This window comes from Pigmentiphaga litoralis (assembly GCF_014651835.1).
GTDB classification, from domain to species: domain Bacteria; phylum Pseudomonadota; class Gammaproteobacteria; order Burkholderiales; family Burkholderiaceae_B; genus Pigmentiphaga; species Pigmentiphaga litoralis.
This window is the reverse complement of record NZ_BMXQ01000001.1, coordinates 1-18,624: the sequence shown is the minus strand read 5'-3', so window position 1 is coordinate 18,624 and position 18,624 is coordinate 1. Positions and strand designations below refer to the sequence as shown.

Here is an 18,624-nt window from a genome sequence, read left to right as displayed (position 1 = left end):
CGCCCGCCGCCCCGGGCGGGTCGGACGTTCCCCCATCACGCCCCCGCCCCGCCGCGGCGAAAGTGGGTGCGCGCCAGCAGCAACAGGAAGCACGGCGTGCCCAGCGCCGCCGTCGCAATCCCCAGGGGAATATCGATCGGCGCCATCAGGGCATGGCCAAGCAGATCGGCCAACACAAGCAATGCGGCGCCCAGCAGCGGCGCGGCCCAGAGCCGTTGCCGGCTGCGATAAAAGCCCAGCAGACGCACGCCATGTGGCACCAGCAAGCCCACGAAACCGACCGGACCGACGACAGCCACGGGCACCGCCACCAGAAAGCTGGCCAGGACGACAAGCAGTACCCGCCGCCGAGCCACGGGCATGCCCAGGCTGCCGGCAACGCCGTCCCCCAGCTGCAGCAGGTCCATGCCGCGCGCCACCAGGAGGCAGGCCGCCATGCCGGTGGCCATCCAGGGAAGCATGGCCGCTACATCGCCCCAGTCACGGCCGTAGCTGCTGCCCACCATCCAGATCAGGGCCTGGGCGACATTCGTGCTGAACTGCGCGATCAACAGGCCGATCAGCGCCAGCGCCGCGCCGCTCAGGGCAAAGCCCGTCAGGGTCAGGCGCAGCGGTTCGAGGCCATGCCGCAGGTTCAGACCGACGACGATCGCCAGTGCCAGGGCTGCCCCGCCCCAGGCAATCGGAAAGCGCCACGCCAGCAGCACATCGGGCATCAGGACCAACGCAAGCAGGACCGCCAGGGCCGCGCTTTGGCTGACACCCAGGATTTCGGGCCCTGCCAACGGATTGCGCGTCACCGTCTGCAGGATCACGCCGCTCAAAGCCAGGCAAGCACCCGCCATCGCGTCCACCAGCAGACGCGGCAAGCGCAGATCGGCGAGCGCCCAGGCCTGCGCATCCCCTGCTGCAAGAGCCCGCGCATAGGCAAGGGGATCCATGCCGGTGGCATGAAAAACGCCAACGCCGATCAGCAGCGTGGTCGCCGCAACGGTGATAGCGGCAAACCGCATCAAGGACACCCATTGCCGCAAGGATCGGCCATCGGTCTGCGTCAGGGCGGTGGCTGGCGCGGCCGGCACGATGCGCAGCAGCACGAGAATGGCAAGCGATCCCAGCAACGCCGACAGCACACCGAGCGGGACGGTGACCCCGTTGCCCCAAGTGCTCCATTCCGCCATCGTGGAGGCCGCGTTGTCGGCAAACAGGGTCAGCGCCGCGCCCCACACCGCGCACAGCGGCAGCAGTGTCGAAGGGCGCGCAACCCCCAACCCGAGCCGCAGCAGATTGGGCGCGACCAACCCGATGAAGCCGAGCGGTCCGGCCAGTTGGAACGCCAAGGCCGTCAGCACACTGCCGATCCCTACCACCAGCACCTTCAACCGCGGCGGCGACACCCCCAGCGACCGCATCTGCGCGTCACCCAGCGGGGCCAGATTGAGCGGCCGCGCAAGCGCCAGCAATCCCAGCAGGGCAAGCGGCGTAAGCACGAGCGACGGAACCATGGCCCGCCAGCCGAACTGGCTGAGCGACCCCGTGTTCCACAACGACACCACCATGGCGGCACGATCGTTCAGGCTAAGAAGCAACGCAATGAGCGCGCTCAAACATTGCGCGATTCCCACCCCCGCCAGGGTCAGCCGCAGGGGCGATGCGAGCCCGCCGCCCGCTGCGGCAAAGGTCAGGCCGGCTGCCGCCACTCCGCCTACCATGATGAGCGGCAGCCCCATGGCGGCGGGCAACGTCGTGCCCAGGATCAAGCCCAGCTGCGCGCCAGCCGTAATGCCCAGCAGATCGGGGGAGACGAGCGGGTTGCGCGTGATGAGTTGCATCAAGGCGCCCGCAACGCCCAGGCTGGCTCCTACCAGAATGCCGGCCGCCAACCGGGGCCACACGATCCAGTCGCGCAGCAGTCGTTCCAGCGCGTTGTCCAGTGGCGCATTCGTCGCGTCACCCTGCAGCCGCACACCGATCTGCCAGGCGATCATCGCGAGCAGGCCAACGCCGCCCCACCACGCTGCCCGCTTCGATGCCCGCTTCGACCCCGAACCCGAGGAAGCCAACGACGGCGATGGACCCGACGAGTCCGGCAAGTCCGGCGCATCCGGTAGGCCCGACGTACCTGACGATCCTGGCGATGCGATGCGCCCTGCCGCCTCCATTCAGCCCGGCTCCCGATCCGACCAGCAGCTGCCGTCGATTTCGGCCAATGCATCCTTGCCCGCGCGCTGCCGTGACACGCCCATCAGTTCGATCATGCGCCCTCGCTCCAATTTCAACAGTCTGTCGGCCTGCGCGAAATACCGGTCGTCATGCGTCACCACGATCACCGTGATGCCTGCACGTTTCAGCCTTGGCAGCAGTTCAAGATAGAAGACACGGCGGTACAGCGGATCCTGGTCCGCCGCCCATTCGTCGAGCAGAAGAATATCGCGTTCTTCCAGCAGGCTCGCCAGCAGCGCCAGCCGCTTGCGCTGCCCTTGCGACATCTTCAGGTTGCCAATGCGCGCCCCGACAAGCGTCACTTTGTCGCGCATTTGCAGCACCTCCAGCCAGTCATTTACCCGGTCCTGTCGCGCGGCGCCACCGCCCGGCCCCAGCAGGTGCGCAAACAGATGGAAGTCGGTGAACACCGCCGAAAACAGCTGGCGGTACGCAGCCAGGTGGTCCGTCGCAAGGATGCTGTCGTCGATCACGATCTGGCCGGCAGTCGGCGCATACAGGCCTGCCAGCAGTTTGGCCAGGCTGGACTTGCCGCTGCCATTGCCGCCAATCACAAAGACCATCTCGCCGCGGCGCAGGGTGATGTTCAAGGGGCCGATCGCAAAGCCCGGGTCGCCCTGGCGTGGAGGGTAAGAGAAACAGACATCCTGCAAGGACAGCGTCTGCCATTGTCCGGCCAACCGGACAGTGCCAGCAGGTGACGCGCCTGTTGCCGGACGCTCGCGAATAAACCCTGCCTTGAACGGCGCCAGCGCCAGCGCTTCCACCTTGGCAAGCGCCACCGCGCCGGCCATCTGGGCAGGAATCGCCGCCACCGCCGACACCAGTGGCGTGCGCATGAACAGCAGCGTCAACGCATAGGTGGCCGCCGTGTCGGCATCCGACCACCCCAATCCCTTGGCCAGATAGAACGCCAGACCCAGGGTGCCCAGCACCATGATGTTGGCCCAGTTGCTGGCAATTCCGTGGAATCTGTCCGCCTTGATGAAGTGGTCGCGATAGCCTCTCGCGAAGGTGTCGAAGTCGCCTTCGTACAGGTGCTGCGCGCGATCACGGTTCAAGGCCAGTTCCTTGAAGCCGTCGAGCACCGCGTGGTATTGCCCATACAAGCCGTCTTCGGATTCGCGCAGCAACGCCAGATGCCGCCGCAGGCGGGACAGCAGCAGCCACCCGATGCCCAAGGTGAACGCCATCCATGCCGAGGTCGCCAGAAACATCGACGGCGACAGCCAGGCCAGATACGCGAACGACGCCGCGCTCAGCACACTGCCGTAGATCAATTCGGGCAGGTGCACAAAGGCCAGCGTCACGCTGCGGATGTCGCTGGACAGGCTGGCGAACACCGCGCCCTGCCCAAGCCCTTCGACTTCCCGCAGTTCGGTATCGAGCAGGCGTTTGACCATCTCGCGCCGCAGGGCATATACGAAGCGATGGCCAAGCGCCGTCAGTCCCAGCTGCGTCCCCGACGTCACCGCCAGCAGCAACAGCAGCAATCCGCCAAACTGCCACAGCGTCGCGTCCGACAAGTCGGTGCGCTGGATCATCTGTTGGTTGACGAACGCAATGACGCCGACGCTCAGCAGTCCGCTGAGCGTGCTCAAAATCAGCACCAGGGCGACCGGCCAGCGGTACGACCGGAAGATACGGGCGATCAGGCGCATGCGGCGCGGCCTTTGGCAGCAGGCATCCTTGAGCCGCCGCCTCCTTTGCCCGCCTTCACCAGCGGTAACGCAGGTTCGCCACCGCGGTGCGCTCGGTACCCCAGTAGCACGCCGTCGCCGCCAGGCAATTGACCACGTATTTCTTGTCGAACAGGTTCGAAAAATTCACGCTCAGGTCCGCGCCTTTCAGCGTGTCGTGCAAGCGGCCCAGGTCGTAGCGCAAGGCCGCGTCGACCAAGGTCACGCCACCGACTTCCTGCTGATTCGCCAGGTCGCCAAACACGCTGCCGCGATAGCGCACACCGGCCCCCAACCCCAGCCCCGCGAGCGGCCCCGTCTGCACGGTGTAGTCCGCCCACACCGACGCCTGGTGCCGCGGCACGAAGTTCAGCCGGTTGCCCTCCCGGCCCGCCGACGCCGCCGTCGAACTTGCCCGCGTGATCTCGGTGTCCATGTAGGTATAGGCCAGCGTCAGGTTCAGCGCCTTGGTCACGCTGCCCTTGGCTTCCAATTCCAGCCCGCGCGACGTGACCTGCCCCACCTGGATGCTGTAGTTGCTGTTGGTTGGATCGGTAGCGCTGACATCGTCCTGCTTGATGTCGAACACCGCGGCCGTCAGCAGCGCGTTCCGATTGGCGGGCTGGAACTTGACGCCCGCTTCCACCTGCTTGCCGGTCGACGGCTTTAGATTCGTGCCGTCCGACCGGATGCCGGCCAGGGGCTGAAACGAAGTCGAATAGCTCACGTACGGGGACACGCCGTTGTCCATCGCATAGGCCAGCGCGGCCCGTCCGGTGAAGCGGTTCGCATCGATGTCGGTGCGGCGGAACGTGGCGGCGCCCGAGGCGGCGATGTTGGTCGTGTTGGTGTCCGTGTTGGTCCAGTCCTGGCGGCCGGCCAGCGTCAGGCGCCACTTGTCGATCGACACCTGGTCCTGCAGGTAGACCCCCAGTTGCTCGCGCGTCTGATGAATACGCAAAGCATCGGGCGGCACGGCCACGGCGCGATCGCCGTACACCGGATTGTAGAGATCGAAGAATTCAGGCGTCGTCGTGCCGGGCCGGTAGAAGATGCCCAGCTGGCTTTCGGTGTAATCGGCGCGGTCGCGCAGATAGTCGACGCCTGCCGTGATCCGATGCCGCGTGACGCCCCAATCCAGGTCCGCGTTCAGCTGGTTGTCGATCTGGATCGTCGTTGCCTTCTCAGGAAAGGACCACGCATATCGCGCGGCCTGCGTATCGCCAAACACCGCGCCGACCTGCACCCGCCGAGAATTCGTATCGACCTGCGTCACCCGCGCCGTCTGCTTGAATCCCACCCTGTCATTCAGTTGGTGTTCCAGGGTATAGCCCAGCATCTTCTGTTCGTTGGTGAACAGGTCGTAGTTCGGATCGCCCACGAAGCGGCCGCGTGAAATGGTGCCCAGCGCGCTCGGCACCACCGTGCCCACCCGCGGCAGTACCGGCGCCCCGCCACCGCCCGGCGACCGGATCTTCTGGTACTGCGCCATCAGGTTCAGCCGCGTCGCGTCCGACAGGTTGAAGGTCAACCCGCCCTGCAGGAACACCTTGTTGTCCTTCACGTAGTCGTATTGCGTGCCGCTGTCCTTGACCAGCCCGGTCAGGCGATAGAGCACCGCGCGGTTCTCGTCCACGGGCCCGCCAAAGTCGAACGCCGCCTGCTTCCGGTCGAAGCTGCCGTATTGCAGGTTCACTTCCCGCAGCCGTTCTTCGGTCGGCTTCTTGCTGACCATGTTGACGAGTCCACCCGGCGCGGTCTGCCCGAACAGGCCCGACGACGGCCCTTTCAACACCTCGATACGTTCCAGCCCGAACACCTCCACCCGCGGCTGCGCATACCCGCGCACGCCAAACGGCAGTACCAGGCCATCCAGATACCGCGCCGGCGTAAAGCCTCGCACCGTCAGCCAGTCATAGCGCGCATCGGTGTCGCCATACTGGCCCACCACGCCGGGCGTGTAACGCAGGGCCTGCGCCACCGACACCGAACCCTGCCGTTCCATCTCCATGCGCGTGACCACGTTGACCGCCTGCGGCGTCTCCAGCAGCGAGGTATTCGACTTCATCGCGGAGCGCACGCGCGTGGCGGTGTAACCCGTGTCCACCGGATCGGCCAGCGCCGAACCGGCCGCCTCGACCTGGATGGCCGGCAGGCGAGCCGGCGCGTCGGCAGGCGTCTGCTGCGCAAGACCGCTCAGCGGAAAGGCCACCGCCAACGAGGCGGCAACAACGGTAAATCGATGGTGGACCATGCGTACCCTCCAGGCGCCAAAGCCTGTAAACTCGAACGAGAACGATTATCAATCGTGAACAGAGCGAGTATCGCGGGATTCGGCCAACGTCGTTGACGGTTTTGCGGCGCGGATTGACGGACTCGCGGCTGTGCCACACTTCCCCCTTCAAACGCATGCCAGACGTCGTCCGCCACACATCGCCACACGATTCCCCGCGCCAACCGCACGAGTGGTGGCGTGCGACCTTGCCGACCGTGCCCGTCACGCCGGATTGGGAAAAGACGATCGCATTGCTGGCGCGGGTCGACGAAGGCATCAGCCTGGCTGTGCTGCGCGGCCGCCCCGACGCCGAACTCACGCTCCCTTCTCCAGGCACTCAAGTCTTCGGCATCCAGGTGCTGCTGGCCGGCACGCCGCGCTTCGAACTGGATCGCGGCGCCGTGTGCACCCCGCGCGTCGGATCGCTCGTCCTGTCGCAATACTCCGACCGCCTGGGCAGCCAGGTGCGGCTGCCCGCCCGGCATGACGTGCACATCGTCGATCTGCGCCTGTCGGCCGACGCGCTGCGCCGCCTCACGTCCTTTCCGATAGCCGAACGTCTGGTGGCGCGCTTTGCGTCCGATGCGTCATCGCACGATGCGCCCGGGCTGGTCGCGTCCTGCGGCGCCAGCCATGCGGTGCTGCAACTGGCGCAGTCGCTCTCGTCGACACCGCTGGCCGATCCCGATGCGCTGGCCTTGTGGCGCCGGGCGCGCGCGCACGAATTGCTCGCGCACGTGATCGACGTGCTGGCCACGCTCGATCCGTCCGTGCCCCTGACCGCCATCGAAAACGAACGCCTGCTGCGCGCCTTTGCCTTGCTCGAAACGCGTTATGCCGAAGCCTGGCCCGCTGTGCGACTCGCCAAGGCCGTGGGCCTGCCAGAAAAGAAACTGCAGTCCGGATTCCGCGCCCGTGCCGGCACATCGGTGCATGCGCACCTGCGCGCACTGCGGCTGCGTCACGCGGCGCAGCGCCTGGCAGGGGGCGCCAGCGTGACCGACGTCGCGTTCGACGTGGGCTACGACAACCTCAGCCACTTCGGCAAATCCTTCCGCGCGCAGTTTGGCGTGCTGCCCAGCGAATACCGCAGCTTGCGCGGCGCCTCGCATTAAACAAAAAACCCGCCACGCGTTGCCGCGGGCGGGGTTCGATACCCTTTACCGATCCCGATCATCGACGCCTCCGAACCCGGAAGCATCGATGACAAATCACGATCAGTGCATGATCAGTTCTTGGTCTGGTCGACCATCTTGTTCTTGCTGATCCAGGGCATCATGGCGCGCAGCTTGCCGCCCACTTCCTCGATCTGGTGCTCGGCCGTCAGACGACGACGCGAGATCAGGGTCGGGGCGCCGGCCTGGTTTTCGACCAGGAAGCTCTTGGCGTACTCGCCGGTCTGGATGTCTTTCAGGACCTGCTTCATGGCCAGCTTGGTCTCTTCGGTCACGATGCGTGGGCCCGTGACGTACTCGCCGTATTCGGCATTGTTCGAGATCGAGTAGTTCATGTTGGCGATGCCGCCTTCATAGATCAGGTCGACGATCAGCTTCAGTTCGTGCAGGCATTCGAAGTACGCCATTTCAGGGGCGTAGCCGGCTTCCACCAGCGTTTCGAAACCGGCCTTGATCAGTTCGACGGTACCGCCGCACAGCACGGCCTGTTCGCCGAACAGATCGGTTTCGGTCTCTTCACGGAAGTTGGTTTCGATGATGCCGGCACGGCCGCCGCCGTTGGCCATCGCGTACGACAGCGCGACGTCGCGAGCCGAACCCGACTTGTCCTGATACACGGCCACCAGGTGGGGCACGCCGCCACCCTGGGTGTAGGTTGCGCGCACGGTGTGGCCCGGAGCCTTTGGCGCGATCATGATCACGTCGATGTCTTCACGCGGAACGACGGCGCCGTAGTGCACGTTGAAGCCGTGCGCGAAAGCCAGCACGCCGCCCTTTTTCAGGTTCGGCGCCACGTTTTCCTTGTAGACCTTGGCGATGTTTTCGTCAGGCAGCAGGATCATGACCACATCGGCGCCCTTCACGGCGTCGTTGACTTCGGCAACCTTCAGGCCGGCGTTCTTGGCCTTGTCCCACGACGGACCGTCCTTGCGGACGCCGACCGTGACGTTCACGCCCGACTCGTTCAGGTTCTGGGCATGGGCGTGGCCTTGCGAACCGTAGCCGATGATCGCAACGTTCTTGCCCTTGATGAGGGACAGGTCGCAGTCTTTGTCGTAGAAAACTTTCATGGGTAGCTCCGAATCTTATCTATGTAGGCAATGTTCAAATCTTGAGTACGCGCTCGCCGCGGCCAATGCCGCAACTGCCCGTACGCACGGTTTCCAGGATGGCGGTGCGATCCAGCGCTTCGATGAAGGCATCGAGCTTGGTTTTATCGCCGGTCAGTTCGACCGTATAGCTCTTGTCCGAGACGTCGACGATGTGGCCGCGGAAAATGTCGGCCATCCGCTTCATCTCTTCGCGCTCCTTGCCGACCGCACGCACCTTGATCAGCATGAGCTCGCGCTCGATGTGCGGCGCTTCGGTCAGGTCGACCACCTTAACCACTTCCACCAGGCGGTTCAGGTGTTTGGTGATCTGTTCGATCACGTCATCGGAGCCCGACGTGACGATGGTCATCCGCGACAGCGTGGCGTCTTCGGTCGGCGCGACGGTCAGGGTTTCGATGTTGTAGCCGCGGGCGGAAAACAGTCCCACGACGCGCGACAGCGCGCCGGCTTCGTTCTCGAGAAGCACAGATATGGCGTGTCTCATGCGTGCTCCTTAGAGATCTTCCGAACCGAGCAACATCTCGGTCAGGCCTTTACCCGCCTTCACCATCGGCCACACGTTTTCGGTCTGGTCGGTAATGAAGTCCATGAACACCAGGCGGTCCTTCAATTTGAAGGATTCGCGCAGCGCGCCTTCGACGTCACCGGGTTTCTCGATCCGCATGCCGACGTGGCCGTAGGCCTCGACCAGCTTCACGAAATCGGGCAGCGAGTCCATGTAGGACTCGGCGTAGCGGCCGCCGTAGTCGATCTGCTGCCACTGCCGGACCATGCCCAGGTAGCGGTTGTTCAGGCAGAGCACCTTGGGGGTCAGGTGGTACTGCTTGCAGGTCGACAGTTCCTGGATGTTCATCTGGATCGAGCCTTCGCCCGTGATCACCGCGACATCGGCGCCAGGGTTGGCCATCTGCACGCCCATGGCGTATGGCAGGCCCACGCCCATGGTGCCCAGGCCACCGGAATTGACCCAGCGGCGCGGCTTGTTGAAGCGGTAGTACTGCGCGGCCCACATCTGGTGCTGGCCCACGTCGGAGGTCACGAAGGCTTCGCCGCCCGTGACTTCACACAGCTTTTCAACCACGTATTGCGGCTTGATCAACGTGTCGGACGTGGCGTACTTCAGGCAGTCCTTGCCGCGCCAGGCGTCCACCTGCTTCCACCAGGGCTTGATCCGCTCGGGATCGGGCCGGTGCTCGCGAAGGGCGTTTTCGTACTGGGCGATCAGGTCGTGCAGCACGTCCTTCACGTCGCCCACGATCGGCACGTCCACCTTCACCCGCTTCGAGATCGACGACGGGTCGATGTCGATGTGAATGATCTTGCGTGCGTTCTGCGCAAAGTGCTTCGGGTTGCCGATCACGCGGTCATCGAAGCGCGCGCCCACCGCGAGCAGCACGTCGCAGTGCTGCATGGCCATGTTGGCTTCGTATGTGCCGTGCATGCCCAGCCAGCCCACGTAGCGCGGGTCGGTCGCGGGCAAGCCGCCCAGACCCATCAGCGTCAGGGTGGTGGGGGCGTCGACCATCTGCACCAGCCTGGTCAGTTCTTCGTTGGCGTCCGACAGGATCACGCCGCCGCCTGCATAGATCATGGGGCGTTCGGCCTGCAGCAACAATTGCACGGCTTTCTTGATCTGTCCCTGGTGGCCCTTGACGACGGGCGAGTAGGAACGCATCTTGATTTCGCCGGGCGGCTGGTACTTGCAGCGCGCTACCGTGATGTCTTTGGGGATGTCGACCAGCACCGGACCTGGACGGCCCGTGCGCGCGATGTAGAACGCCTTGTGCATCACATCGGCCAGGTCCTTGACGTCCTTGACCAGGAAGTTGTGCTTCACGCAAGGACGCGTGATGCCGACCGTGTCGGCTTCCTGGAAGGCATCCTGCCCGATCGCGGTCGTTGGCACTTGGCCGGAGATCACGACCATCGGGATCGAATCCATGTAGGCGGTCGCGATCCCGGTCACGGCGTTGGTCACGCCAGGACCGCTGGTGACCAGCGCGACACCCACCTTGTTCGACGAGCGCGAATACGCGTCGGCCGCGTGAACAGCCGCCTGCTCGTGCCGCACGAGGATGTGCTTGAATTTGTCTTGATTGAAGATCGCGTCGTAGATGTACAGCACCGAGCCACCGGGGTAGCCGAACACATGTTCGACGCCTTCGTCAGCAAGGGCGCGCACGACGATCTCTGCGCCACTGAGTTCCATTGGATTTTCGTCCATTCAAAGTCCGCGCGTTCATCCCGGGTGGTGCTGCCTATGAATCCATAGAGCAGGAAAACCTGACTTGCACCGGTATCGGCAACATGCGGCGACGCTTTGCGGTTCACGGAACCGTTCCGCTCGGGCACCCTGACGACCTCGGTACGCGTTCACCGGAACGTGCACTGAAGGTTGAAACGGAAGGCCAAGACCGGACTGATCCCGCTGTTGACGGGCCAGGCACTGCGCTTGTGGCGCGGACTTGGGCTAGGTTGTTGTCGTGTCGCGGTGCGCCAAGGTATGGCGCGGCCCGCAAAGACGGTTACCCATCCACATTTGTATCGTTTTTGGGTAGCCCGCAAGGCTAGCGCGTTGCTGCAGCGCGGTCAAGTCGGGGCCCGTGGGTGCAAGGGTTCCCGTGGTTTCGTGCGTAGCCCTGTCTCGGGTATCGTACGGCCCATGTCTGAAGCCCCCCGTTCCGAAGCTCTCCTTGACGCCGCCTCTGCGACGTCCCCTGCCACGCGCCAGGCGGCGTATGCCTCGGCGCCCACGCCCGGCAAGTGGACCCGCTTTGCCTGCATGATGTATGAAGCCATCCTGCTGTTCGGCGTGGTGTTCGTTGCCGACTACCTGTTCGATACGCTGACGCAGAGCAAGCACGCCCTGGCCCTGCGCCACGAGCGCCAGGCCTGGCTGTTCGTGGCGATCGGCGCCTACTTCGTCCTGTGCTGGCGCAAGGGCGGACAGACTTTGCCCATGAAGACGTGGGACATCCGGCTGGTGGACGGCGATGGGGGCCGTATCCCGATGTGGAAGGCCATTGTCCGGTATGTCCTGTCCTGGCCAATGACCTTTACGGGGATCGGGTACCTGTGGGCGTGTTTCGACAAAGACCGCCAGTTCCTGCACGACCGGCTGGTCGGCACGCGCCTGATCGTCAGCAAGGCGGTCAAGCGGCCACGCAAGAAGTAAGCACTGCACAGCGACATCACGTCGCCATGCATTCAAGACGGCGCCCTGTGGGGGCGCCGTTTTCGTATCTGCAGGCGGCCACGCAGCAAGGGTCCCCAGATCAGCTGTTGTAAAAACGCCTAACACGCTTTGGTTTCAGCTTTTAGTCAGGAAACGCACACTAGCCTTCTCATACGAATAAGAATCGTTCTTTGTATCGTTGCGAATGCGCGTGATCGCCGCCGGCTGAACCGCCCTTTTCGACCCTGCATCAGGACGACCCGTCCGCGCGCCCGTGCACCAATGCAAACAGGAGAAGTACGGTGAATCACCCGGATCCGTCCCGGCCCAAGTCCATGACCGCCCCGCTTGCGGCAGCCCTTGGCGGCGTCCTGGCCGTCAGTGCCACCGCCCACGGCCAGACTGCGCCAGAAGCGCCCCGCCAGCCGGCGCAGTTGACGCCGATTGCCGTTGAAGGCCAGGCCGACGCGCCCTACAAGGTCGAGCAGTCGGCCAACAGCAAGTTCACCGCCCCGCTTGTCGACACGCCCAAGTCGGTCACCATCATTCCGCAGGAACTGATCAACAGCACCGCCTCGAGCACCCTTGTCGAAGCCCTGCGCACCACGCCCGGCATTACCTTTGGCGCCGGTGAAGGCGGCAACCCCCTGGGCGACCGTCCGTTCATCCGCGGCTACGACGCCCAGGCCAGCACCTTCATCGACGGCCTGCGCGACATTGGCGCCACATCGCGCGAAGTGTTCAATCTGGAACAAATCGAAGTCACCAAGGGGCCCGACGGCGCGTACGGCGGCCGCGGCGGCGCCGGCGGCAGTCTGAACCTGATCAGCAAGACGGCCAAGGCCGAGAGCTTTGTCTCGGGCAGCCTGGGACTGGGCACCGATAACTACAAGCGCGGAACGGTGGACGGCAACTGGCGCCTGGGCGATAACGCCGCCTTTCGCCTGAATGCCATGGCGCACGACGCCGACGTGCCCGGCCGGGATTCCGTCGACGTCTCGCGCTGGGGCATCGCCCCCACACTGACGCTCGGCCTGAACTCGCCCACCCGCGTGATCCTGAGCTACTACCACATGCAGACGGACGACCTGCCTGATTCCGGCATTCCGTTCCGCTACGGCACCGCGGCCGCCATTCCGGCCGGTGTGACCGAGATCAGCCCGGTCAGCGTGAATCGCCACAACTTCTACGGCCTGGCCAACAGCGACTTTCGCAAGACGCGGTCCGACATTGCCACGGCCCGCATCGAACACGACTTCGACAACGGCCTGCACATCCGCAACACCACGCGCTACACCGATGCCACCCAGCGTTATGTGTACACCCAGCCCGACGACAGTCAGGGCAACGTGAATCGAGGCCTCGTCTGGCGTCGTGCCAACACCCGCAACAGCGAAACCGACAGCATCGCCAACCAGACCGGGCTCTATGGCAAGAAGGAACTGTTCGGCTTCGAACACAGCTTTACGACCGGCATCGAGTTCTCGCGTGAAGAAAGCCATGTCGGCAGCTACATCATCAATACCCGTGGCTCGGGCAGCGGCGCGACCAACGCCTGCGCCGTCGGATCGGGCGCGGTGTCTGGCTACAACTGTGCCGACCTCTACAACCCGAATCCGAACGATCCCTGGACTGGCACCATTGCTCCGGGGGACAAGACCACGACCGCCCGCGTGACGTCGGCATCCCTCTATGGCTTCGACACCATCAAGTGGTCGGACCAGTGGTTGACCAACATCGGCCTGCGCGTCGACGACTACCGTACCCGCTACAACAACACGGCAGGCACGACACCTCAGGGCACCCATGCCCGCCGCGACGACACCCTGTTCAACTACCAGCTGGGCCTGATCTACAAGCCCGCGCCCAATGGCAGCGTGTACGCGTCGTATGCAACGTCGTCGACCCCGGTGGGCTCGAACCTGACCGAAGGCACGGGCGACAACGGCATCACCCCCGGGCGTGGCAACGTCGGCCTGAACGTCCCCGACCTGGCCCCGGAAAAGAACAAGTCGCTGGAATTCGGTACCAAGTGGAACCTGCTGAACAACAACCTGGCGGTCAACGCCGCGGTGTTCCGCATAGAGACTACCAACGCCCGCGTGACCAACCCCGACAACACGTATTCCATGAGCGGCGGCCGGTCCATCAACGGCTTTGAATTGGGTGCATCCGGCAATATCACCAACAAGTGGCAGGTGTTCGGCGGCTACACCTTCCTGAAAAGCAAGATCACCGATAACGGTCCGGTCCTTGCCAACCAGGGCGCGGTCGGCCAGGAATTTCCGAACACGCCAGAGCACAGCTTCAGCCTGTGGTCGACCTATAACGTGCTTCCCGACCTGTCGATCGGCGGCGGCGCGTTCTATACCGGCAAACAATACGGGTCCGCCGCCGCGGTGCGCCGCTACATCCCCGGCGCCCTGCGCTTTGACGCCGTCGCCACCTATCGCATCAACCGCAATCTGACCGCCCAGCTGAACGTGTTGAACCTGACCAACAAGTTCTACTACACGTCCACCTACAGCACCCACTATGCGTCAGTCGGCAACGGCCGCGCCGCCATCGCCAGCCTGAACTTCAGGTATTGATGGCAACGGGGGTGGCGTGCAACGCAGCGCTGCCCCTTACCTGGTTTATCCTGTACCGGCTCACAGCCGGTTTTTTATTCGCCGCCATCATCACGCATCGTTCAGCAAGACACCTGCATGCCCCCGGTTACCCCCAAAGACATCAACAGCGTCACCCCCGAAGAACTGGCCCGGATCCTGGCAGGTCCACCCGAGCGCGCCGCCGCCTGGCTCCATGCGGCGGCCGAAGGCGGCATCCCCCAGGCCCAGCTTGTCTATGGCCAGATGCTGCTGGACGGACGAGGCGTCGACCGTGACCCCGAACAGGCTGTCTTCTGGTTCAAACGCGCCGCGCGCAAAGACGACCCGATGGCCATGAATCTGCTGGGCCAGTGCTACCAGCACGGCCGGGGCGTCGCGCCGAATGACGTCATGGCCGCGTACTGGCACCGCCTTGCTGCGCAGGCTGGCCTCGACTGGGGCATGTACAACTACGCGACCGCCCTGGCGCTGGGCAGCGGGGTCGACGCCGACCGCAAGGAAGCCTTCACGTGGCTCGACAAGGCCGCCGCCCTGGGCCATGCCAAATCGATAAACATCGTCGGCGGTTTCTACGAAGACGGCTGGGAAGTCGACGTCGACATGGACAAGGCGCTCGACCACTATATCCGTGCGGCCGAAGGCGGCGACTTCCGCGGCCAATTCAACGCCGCGCGCCTGCTCGCCGATCGGGGCCGCATGGACGACGCTGTGCGGTGGCTGCGCCGCGTCCCGGACACCGCCACGGTCGCCTTCCTGGAAAAGACGCGCGACTTCCTGCTGCAATCGCCGCATCCGGAATTCCAGGCGCTGAGCGGCTGGTTCGAATCGCGGATGATGCGTGCCGCGGCCAACGCAAGCGGCGGAGGCAACGCGGGTGGCCTGAGCAACGGGGACGGCATGGGCAATGCGGGCCGCATGAGCATCGTGGGTGGCGCAGACAACGCAGACAGGATCGGCAACGGCGCACACGCCAGCGATGCGGCCGATGGCGATTTTCCTGCCGGAACCGCGGCCAACCCGCCTTCGCGCGCATCCGACGCCTGACCCGCGCGAGTTCAATCATGCTGCTCCATCTTCCCCACGTCCTGACCGCCGACCAGGTCGCCGCCTTCCGGCAGGCCATCGACGCGGCTGAATGGATAGACGGCAACGCCACGTCCGGCGTCCAGTCCGCTCAGGCCAAACGCAATGAACAGCTGCCTGAAGGGTCGCCCGCGGCCCGTCAGGTCGGCGACGCCATCCTAGATGCGCTCGGCGCCAACCCGCTGTTCATCGCTGCGGCCCTGCCGCTCAAGGTCTTCCCGCCGCTGTTCAACCGCTACGCCGGCGGCCACGAATTTGGCAACCATATCGACAACGGCGTGCGCACTCTGCGCGGCAGCAACTTCCGCATTCGCAGCGACCTGTCGGCCACGCTTTTCCTGTCATCGCCCGATGACTACGACGGCGGCGAATTGTCGATCGCAGACACCTTCGGCACGCAGCGCGTCAAACTCGCTGCCGGGGACATGGTGCTCTATCCCGCCAGCAGCCTGCACCACGTCACCCCCGTCACGCGCGGCGTGCGCGTCAGCTCCTTCTTCTGGATCCAGAGCATGATCCGGTCCGACGCCGACCGCAGCACCCTCTTCCAGCTCGACCAGACCATTCAGCAACTCGCTACCGAAAAAGGCCAGAGCGACCCTGCCGTGATTCAGCTGACCGGCATCTATCACAACCTGCTGCGCCGATGGGCGGAACTGTGATGACGACCCTACGTACGGCTACAGCCATACAGCGGGCGACGCGCAACCCGGCCACCGCCGTCCATGCGCCGCCAAGCCCGCGTCGGGCGACACAGCGTGCGGCGGGCAAGGCGGCGGCCGGCGGCTGTACGCCGCCCGCCTTGCCTAAGGCGACACCACGGGGGCTTCAAATGGACCCAGTGCATCGGCCAGGTGTTTCGGAGCTGCGCGCATGACCATGGCAACCGGCCTGCGACTCTTCCTGATCGGCGTATTGGTCCTTGGCGCCTTGGTCACGATGGCATTGATGCAGGGGCCAGGACTTTCCCTGCCCGCTGCCGTGATCGTCAGTGTCGGGATCGCCATCGTCATCCACGCGGCCATCGTGGGCGCGGGTTTCCTGCTGGCGTGGCGTCTAAGCCAGCGCCCCGGCAACGCAGCACCACGCGGTTTCCTGCGTGCCTGGCCGGGCGAAGTCGTGATTTCCTTGCGCAACATGTATGTCGACATTCCGTGGCGCGGCGGCTGGCGCGCGGTCACGCCCGCGCGTTCACGCGGCGCCATTCTTCTGGTTCATGGCTACGGCTGCAATCGCGGCGTGTGGCGGGGCTTCTTCGGATGGCTCGGCGCACTCGGATGGACAGTCGATGCCATCGACCTGTCGCCGCCGCAAGCCAGCATCGACGACTTCGGCAAGCAGGTCCTGGCCGGCGCGCGCAGCCTGTGCCAACGGGCCTCGGTCGACAAGGTCATCGTCATCGCACACAGCATGGGCGGCCTGGCCGCACGGTCCGCTTTGCGTCACGATCCCCACGCGCCCATCAAGCATGTCATCACCATCGCCACCCCCCATCTCGGCACCTTCCACGCCCGCATGGGACGCGGCATCTGCGCGACCGAAATGGTGCCCGACTGCATGTGGCTGACCCAATTGAACGCGGCGGCGCCCGTCCACGACCCGTCGATGTTTTCTTGTGTCGCATCCCGCCACGACAACATCGTCTCGCCCCTCGCCCATGGGTTGCTCCCTGGCGCGGATGCCTTCGTGTGCGAACGCGTGGGACACATGCGTCTCATGTTCCACCCCGCCGCGCGTCGGTACATCGCGGCGCGTCTGGACGCCGTCGCAGGCACATCGGCCAGCGAAGCGGACCGGCCTGCGATCCACAGAGCGGCAGCCCAGGCGCCGCACGCGGCCTCGGCCGCTGCCGAGACCCAATAAGCGACGTTCCGCCGCCACTGTCACGGTACCGACATCCCTTCGTCACAATGCCGTCACCGCGTCGTGGTCCCATGCTAGTCATGGATATGGGGGACTGTCAGGTGACACATTCGATGCCGACCCACTGGCGCGCAATCTGGATCTCGGATCTGCATCTGGGAACTGCCGGCTGCAATGCTGCGCACCTGCTGGACTTCCTCAAGCACAACGACGCCGACACCATCTATCTGGTCGGCGACATCATTGACGGCTGGCAACTGCGCAAGAACTGGGTGTGGCCGCGTGCGCACAACGACGTGGTGCAAAAGATCCTGCGCAAGGCCCGCAAGGGATCGCGCGTCGTCTTCATTCCCGGCAACCACGACGAATTCGCGCGCCAGTTCATCGGCTACGCATTCGGCGACATCGAAGTCCAGGCTGACGCCGTGCACGTCACCGCCGACGGCCGCCGCCTGTGGGTCACCCACGGCGATCAATTCGACGGCGTCATCCAGCACAGCAAATGGCTCGCCCACCTGGGCGACACGCTGTACACGTTCACGCTGTGGCTGAACCTGCATTTCAACCGTGTGCGCCGGCGCATGGGCCTGCACTATTGGTCGCTGTCGCAATACCTCAAGCACCGCGTCAAGAACGCCGTCTCGTTCATTACCGATTTCGAAGAGGTGCTGGTCAGCGAAGCGCGGCGGCAAGGCTATGACGGCGTGGTGTGCGGCCACATCCACAAAGCCGAGATGCGCGAGATCGACGGCCTGCTCTACTGCAATGATGGGGACTGGGTCGAAAGCCTGTCAGCCTTGGTCGAAGACCAGGATGGCAAACTTCAATTGCTGTTCTGGACCGATGCCCTGCAGCAAGAGACGGCGCCCACCAAAAGCCGGCGACGGCGCGCCGTCGAACTGCCTGCCTTGCCGTCCGCCGTCCATGCACGTCGCATGAACCCGGACGACGAAGAAGACAGCGACCCGCTCGACCCGGCGCGTCCTGCCGGCCCCACGCGCACAGTGCAACCTGCACGCCGGGTCCGGGAAACCGCTGACGCCTGATTCAGCGGCGACGCCCTGCCACGATCACCACCGCGCCAACAACGATTGACGCAATCGCCGCCCAGGCTGGAATACCCACAGTCTTGCGTGTATTGGCGGTTGCCTCGATCGGCCCGACCTTGAGCAGCGTCTCTTCCGATGTATACGAAAAGCTCTTGTATCCGAACGCGGCCACACCCAGCACGATCAACAACACGCCAACGATCAACGAAGCTTTCATGGGATTCCCGTCAAGGTAATGGCACCGCCAAATGGCGATCGCCTTGGGGGCATCATATACGCGGCAGTCAGGACGTGGCAGTTAATCCGCGCCGGGAATCCGCGCCGGAAAAAGCAAAACCCCCCGCAGCGTTCGCTACGAGGGGTTCTGGGTATAACTAG

General features: G+C 64.6%; 13 protein-coding genes and 1 pseudogene. 7 read left to right on the top strand and 7 right to left on the bottom strand.

Annotated features, from left to right (window positions below; translation table 11 throughout):
• Positions 1-35: 35 nt before the first annotated feature.
• The 3 genes from IE116_RS00070 to IE116_RS00060 form a co-directional block, all read right to left on the bottom strand.
• The gene (locus tag IE116_RS00070) at positions 36-1,988 is read right to left on the bottom strand and encodes an iron ABC transporter permease (RefSeq protein ID WP_189608715.1); all 1,953 of its coding nucleotides are present in this window, start codon (positions 1,986-1,988) and stop codon (positions 36-38) included.
• 174 nt (positions 1,989-2,162) lie between these two features.
• Entirely contained in the window at positions 2,163-3,884 is a 1,722-nt protein-coding gene (locus tag IE116_RS00065; protein ID WP_189608713.1) for a multidrug ABC transporter permease/ATP-binding protein, read from the bottom strand.
• A 55-nt stretch (positions 3,885-3,939) separates the two neighbouring features.
• The gene (locus tag IE116_RS00060; protein ID WP_189608711.1) at positions 3,940-6,156 is read right to left on the bottom strand and encodes a TonB-dependent siderophore receptor; all 2,217 of its coding nucleotides are present in this window, start codon (positions 6,154-6,156) and stop codon (positions 3,940-3,942) included.
• A 155-nt stretch (positions 6,157-6,311) separates the two neighbouring features.
• Between IE116_RS00060 and IE116_RS00055 the strand changes: the two genes are divergently transcribed.
• Complete coding sequence (locus IE116_RS00055) at positions 6,312-7,292, top strand: AraC family transcriptional regulator (RefSeq protein WP_189608709.1); 981 nt, start codon at positions 6,312-6,314, stop codon at positions 7,290-7,292.
• A 113-nt stretch (positions 7,293-7,405) separates the two neighbouring features.
• On the opposite strand, the gene ilvC is transcribed toward IE116_RS00055, so the two are convergent.
• From ilvC to IE116_RS00040, 3 genes are read right to left on the bottom strand one after another with little or no spacing between them, the layout of a single operon-like run.
• On the bottom strand, positions 7,406-8,422 hold the full coding sequence (gene ilvC, locus IE116_RS00050; protein ID WP_189608707.1) for a ketol-acid reductoisomerase: 1,017 nt from the start codon (positions 8,420-8,422) through the stop codon (positions 7,406-7,408).
• Between the two features lie 34 nt (positions 8,423-8,456).
• Positions 8,457-8,948 (bottom strand): acetolactate synthase small subunit, encoded by a 492-nt coding sequence (ilvN, locus tag IE116_RS00045; protein ID WP_179588419.1) that lies wholly within the window; start codon positions 8,946-8,948, stop codon positions 8,457-8,459.
• A gap of 9 nt (positions 8,949-8,957) precedes the next feature.
• Positions 8,958-10,673 (bottom strand): acetolactate synthase 3 catalytic subunit, encoded by a 1,716-nt coding sequence (locus IE116_RS00040; protein ID WP_189614355.1) that lies wholly within the window; start codon positions 10,671-10,673, stop codon positions 8,958-8,960.
• Positions 10,674-11,246: 573 nt separating this feature from the next.
• Between IE116_RS00040 and IE116_RS00035 the strand changes: the two genes are divergently transcribed.
• The 6 genes and pseudogenes from IE116_RS00035 (at position 11,247) to IE116_RS00010 (ending at position 18,243) form a co-directional block, all read left to right on the top strand.
• Positions 11,247-11,639, top strand: a complete 393-nt coding sequence (locus tag IE116_RS00035; RefSeq protein WP_229828306.1) for an RDD family protein — start codon at positions 11,247-11,249, stop codon at positions 11,637-11,639.
• 335 nt (positions 11,640-11,974) lie between these two features.
• Positions 11,975-14,230 (top strand): TonB-dependent receptor, encoded by a 2,256-nt coding sequence (locus tag IE116_RS00030; protein WP_189614354.1) that lies wholly within the window; start codon positions 11,975-11,977, stop codon positions 14,228-14,230.
• Positions 14,231-14,347: 117 nt separating this feature from the next.
• Positions 14,348-15,064 (top strand): annotated as a pseudogene (locus IE116_RS00025) (tetratricopeptide repeat protein); the annotation flags it as partial.
• 248 nt (positions 15,065-15,312) lie between these two features.
• A complete protein-coding gene (locus IE116_RS00020) occupies positions 15,313-15,996 on the top strand; it encodes a Fe2+-dependent dioxygenase (RefSeq protein ID WP_189608701.1) in 684 nt (227 codons plus the stop codon).
• 211 nt (positions 15,997-16,207) lie between these two features.
• Positions 16,208-17,197 (top strand): esterase/lipase family protein, encoded by a 990-nt coding sequence (locus tag IE116_RS00015; RefSeq protein WP_189608699.1) that lies wholly within the window; start codon positions 16,208-16,210, stop codon positions 17,195-17,197.
• A gap of 80 nt (positions 17,198-17,277) precedes the next feature.
• Entirely contained in the window at positions 17,278-18,243 is a 966-nt protein-coding gene (locus IE116_RS00010) for a UDP-2,3-diacylglucosamine diphosphatase (protein WP_189608697.1), read from the top strand.
• A gap of 1 nt (position 18,244) precedes the next feature.
• Here the strand turns inward: IE116_RS00010 and IE116_RS00005 are convergent, their stop codons facing one another.
• On the bottom strand, positions 18,245-18,463 hold the full coding sequence (locus IE116_RS00005) for a hypothetical protein (protein ID WP_189608695.1): 219 nt from the start codon (positions 18,461-18,463) through the stop codon (positions 18,245-18,247).
• Between the last annotated feature and the right edge of the window lie 161 nt (positions 18,464-18,624).